This window comes from Noviherbaspirillum denitrificans, assembly GCF_002211445.1.
In the GTDB taxonomy this organism is placed as follows: Bacteria; Pseudomonadota; Gammaproteobacteria; order Burkholderiales; family Burkholderiaceae_D; genus Noviherbaspirillum; species Noviherbaspirillum denitrificans.
Window position 1 is genome coordinate 1,126,960 of the sequence record NZ_LSTO01000001.1, and the last position, 3,505, is coordinate 1,130,464.

General features: G+C 53.0%; 5 protein-coding genes and 1 pseudogene. 5 read left to right on the forward strand and 1 reads right to left on the reverse strand.

What is annotated here, in order from left to right; translation table 11 throughout:
* From AYR66_RS28220 to AYR66_RS05610, 5 genes and pseudogenes are all read left to right on the forward strand, one after another.
* Window positions 1-103 (forward strand): annotated as a pseudogene (locus tag AYR66_RS28220) (succinate--CoA ligase subunit alpha); the annotation flags it as partial.
* A gap of 141 nt (window positions 104-244) precedes the next feature.
* A complete protein-coding gene (locus tag AYR66_RS05595; RefSeq protein WP_088706707.1) occupies window positions 245-1,069 on the forward strand; it encodes a Stp1/IreP family PP2C-type Ser/Thr phosphatase in 825 nt (274 codons plus the stop codon).
* A 30-nt stretch (window positions 1,070-1,099) separates the two neighbouring features.
* Complete coding sequence (locus AYR66_RS05600) at window positions 1,100-1,687, forward strand: FHA domain-containing protein (protein ID WP_088706708.1); 588 nt, start codon at window positions 1,100-1,102, stop codon at window positions 1,685-1,687.
* 209 nt (window positions 1,688-1,896) lie between these two features.
* Window positions 1,897-2,334, forward strand: a complete 438-nt coding sequence (locus AYR66_RS05605; protein ID WP_088706709.1) for a pilin — start codon at window positions 1,897-1,899, stop codon at window positions 2,332-2,334.
* A 514-nt stretch (window positions 2,335-2,848) separates the two neighbouring features.
* Window positions 2,849-3,283: a pilin gene (locus tag AYR66_RS05610; protein ID WP_206047069.1), complete on the forward strand. Its 435-nt coding sequence runs from the start codon at window positions 2,849-2,851 to the stop codon at window positions 3,281-3,283.
* A 93-nt stretch (window positions 3,284-3,376) separates the two neighbouring features.
* Here AYR66_RS05610 and AYR66_RS05615 read toward each other — a convergent pair.
* Window positions 3,377-3,505 (reverse strand): cyclic pyranopterin monophosphate synthase MoaC (locus AYR66_RS05615; protein WP_272938363.1); only part of this gene is annotated, 129 nt, incomplete at its 5' end.

A 3,505-nucleotide genomic window follows, 5' to 3' on the forward strand; every position in this document is an offset into this window, starting at 1 on the left:
CGCCGATACCGCGCAAGCCAAGCTGGAAATCATGGAATCCTGCGGCATCAAGGTCACCAAGAACCCGTCCGAAATGGCCCGTCTGCTTAAGGCAATGTTGTAATTCAAGTGTTGCACAAGTAGTACACGTATAAGAAACGGGGAGCTTCGGCTCCTCGTTTTATTTTCACTTGCATTCTCGCCATCCATGGGGATCATGTAACAAATACATGATGCCGCTCCTCCCATCCGTATAATTGCCATCATGGCAAACAACTTCGATCTGGAATTCGCCGGGCTTACCGACACCGGACTGGTGCGCGCACAAAATGAGGATGCAATCCTGATCAGCGCTTCGCACAGGTTTGCCATACTCGCCGACGGTATGGGCGGCTATAACGCCGGCGAAGTCGCGAGCGGAATCGCATCGTCAGTGATGAAGGCCGCGCTTGAACAAGCGTTGGACGACATCACCACGGGAGGTGCCGCAGAAAATCCCGCAGGTGGTCGCCCGTTAATCCCGCTTGTTGTGGACGCGGCGCAGAAAGCTAATCAAGCAGTCCTGGATGCGGCTCAGGCAGAGCCGCAATACCAAGGCATGGGCACCACACTGGTTGCCGCAGTATTCCGCCAAAATACTGTCACCATTGCACACGTCGGCGATTCGCGCGCATACCGATTTCGGCAGGGAGTTCTGACCAGGATGACGCGAGACCATTCCCTGTTGCAGGAGCAGATCGATGCCGGGCTGATAGATCCTGCCCTTGCGCGCTTCGCGCAAATCAAGAACCTGGTGACCCGGGCGGTCGGTGTTGGCACCGACATGGAAGTCGAGGCACACGATCACCCGGTGCAGGGTGGCGACATTTACCTCTTGTGTTCGGACGGCCTGTCGGACATGCTCGCCGACGACGACATCGCGCAGGTTCTGGCGCAAGGGCAGGGCGAGCTTGAAGCCTGCTGCCGTACGCTCGTGCAGCAGGCGAATGACAACGGGGGATTCGACAACATTTCCGTCATTCTGGCGCGCGTGCCTGGCGCTGTAACACCTCCGGGATTGTTGGAGCGGATTCTCGCCTGGGTGAGTTGATTGATCGATGAAACGGCTTTGAGAACAGCAATGGCAAAAATCACGCTTTCACTTGGAGACAAGATCCTGCGCGAGGTGCCGCTGAACAAGGAGCGCGTGACGATCGGGCGAAGGCCGCACAATGACCTGGTCCTGGACGACCTGGCCATCAGCGGTGAACATGCAGTCATTGTTACGCTGTGCCACGACTCCTTCCTGGAAGACCTTAACAGCACGAACGGCACGAAGGTCAACGGCCAGCCTGTACGAAAGCACTATCTGCGCGACGGCGACTGCGTCGAACTGGCGCATTACCGACTTCTTTTCGTTACCCACACCACTACGTCAGTCGACGTGTCGGCGGTCGCCTCGATCAAGGTGTGCAACGGCCCAAGGGCGGGCACCGAAACAGCCTTGAGCAAGGCCATTACCTCGATCGGCAAGCAGGAGCAGCGCGCCGCGGTAATCCTGAAGCGCGTCGACGGCTACTTTCTCACGCGAGTCGATAAAGGACACACGCTCCTGATAAACGGACAGGCGGTTGGAACGCAACCTCACCAATTGCGAGATGGTGACGTCATTGCCATAGGTGACGATGAAATCCAGTTTTGTTGTGTAAATGATACGCAACGACAATAACTTTGCATTCAAGTGACAAATTTTGTCCAGCAGTGCCTCGTTCGGGCCCAAATTTGTCCTGCTCTGACAAAGATGGGCAGCAAAATAATAACTTTTTATTCACAAAAGCGATGTATAGAGCGATTTTTTGACCAAATCTCCCGCTGGCATAGTGATTGCTGAAAGGAAAGCGTGGCAGGGGTTCTGCCAATTTTCCTAGGGAGAAACAAATGAAATCCATGAAGATCGTGCAACGCGCACAAAGCGGCTTTACCCTGATCGAACTGATGATCGTTGTGGCAATTATCGGTATTCTGGCCGCGGTGGCACTGCCTGCGTACAACAACTACACGAAGAAGGCGAAGTTTTCGGAAGTCGTCCTCGGTAGCCAAGGTGTGAAGAGCGCAGTTGAAGTCTGTGCGCAAGACCTGAATACGGTGACTGGCTGCACCGGCGGCACTAACGGCATCCCGGCAGACGACAGCACCGGTAGCAAGTATGTTGCTTCCATTGCTACCGCTAACGGCGTGATCACTGTCACTCCGAAGGCTGTCGATGGTATTACTGCTGCTGACACCTATATTTTGACCCCGACACTGGATGCAGCTGGCAAGGTCACCTGGTCGACCGCTGGCAGTGGCTGCCTTACTTCGCAGCTGTGCAAATAAGCTTAGCTGAGCAGCTGCAGTAAAGTAAAACCCCGCGCTTTGCGCGGGGTTTTTGCTTTTTGCTGAGCCGGCAATGTGCAACCGTGGATGGGAAATTCTGCACGCCCACTAAAGGCAGATGCCAAGCGAGACCAAGGTCATCTTGGACTACTGCACATCGGACGGAAGCCGCAGGCAAAATGCCTGCCCCAGATGGTGCTAACGTAGATGGGCGAAAGGTTCGTAACCGGCTGTATCACAACATCTCAGATTAGGATCTGCCATGCGTTAAGGCTGACTGATTCAGCTGCAACATGGGACTTCTAAACACCTAAATTAAAAAATTTGCAAATTGACAATTATTGTCAAAAAGATGTAAAAATGACAAATTTTGTTCACTAGCTGACAAGATTTGTATCCTGACTCAGCAAAATTACCCTTGTTTTCTTAATAATTAAGAATTTTTTCCCGGCATTGAAGTTGCATTTTATGCAATGCGGCAGATTGGCTGCCGTTTTCAACAAGGGAGAACTTAATGACATCCAATAAGAAAATGCGCCCGGCACAGGCCGGCTTCACTTTGATTGAACTGATGATCGTTGTAGCGATTATCGGTATCCTCGCAGCAGTGGCTTTGCCTGCTTATAACAACTATACGAGGAAGGCAAAGTTCTCCGAAGTTGTGCTTGGTAGCCAAGGTGTAAAGAGTGCTGTAGAAGTGTGCGCGCAAGACCTGAATACTATTAAGGGTTGCACAGGCGGCACCAATGGCGTCCCGGCGGATGACAGCGTTGGCAGCAAGTACGTCACTTCCATTGTTACCAAAGACGGCGTGATTACCGTCACTCCGAAAGCTGTTGGCGGCATCATTGCAGATGACACGTATATCTTGACCGCGACCTTGGATGAGGCTGGCAAGGTTACCTGGGCGACATCCGGCGGCTGTATCGCTAAGCAACTGTGCAAATGATCTTAGACACGAGACTGCGATGACCAGTAAAAGCCCCGAAAACATGCGGGGCTTTTACTTTGTACGAAGAGTGTGGGATTTACATGCCCTTGCTTATCCGCGCCAATCCCCCGACTTCCCCCCCCTTTTCTCCAGCAAGCGCACATCCGTGATCGTCATGCCGCGATCCACTGCCTTGCACATATCATAAATCGTCAGCAATCCAACCTGCACCGCCGTCAG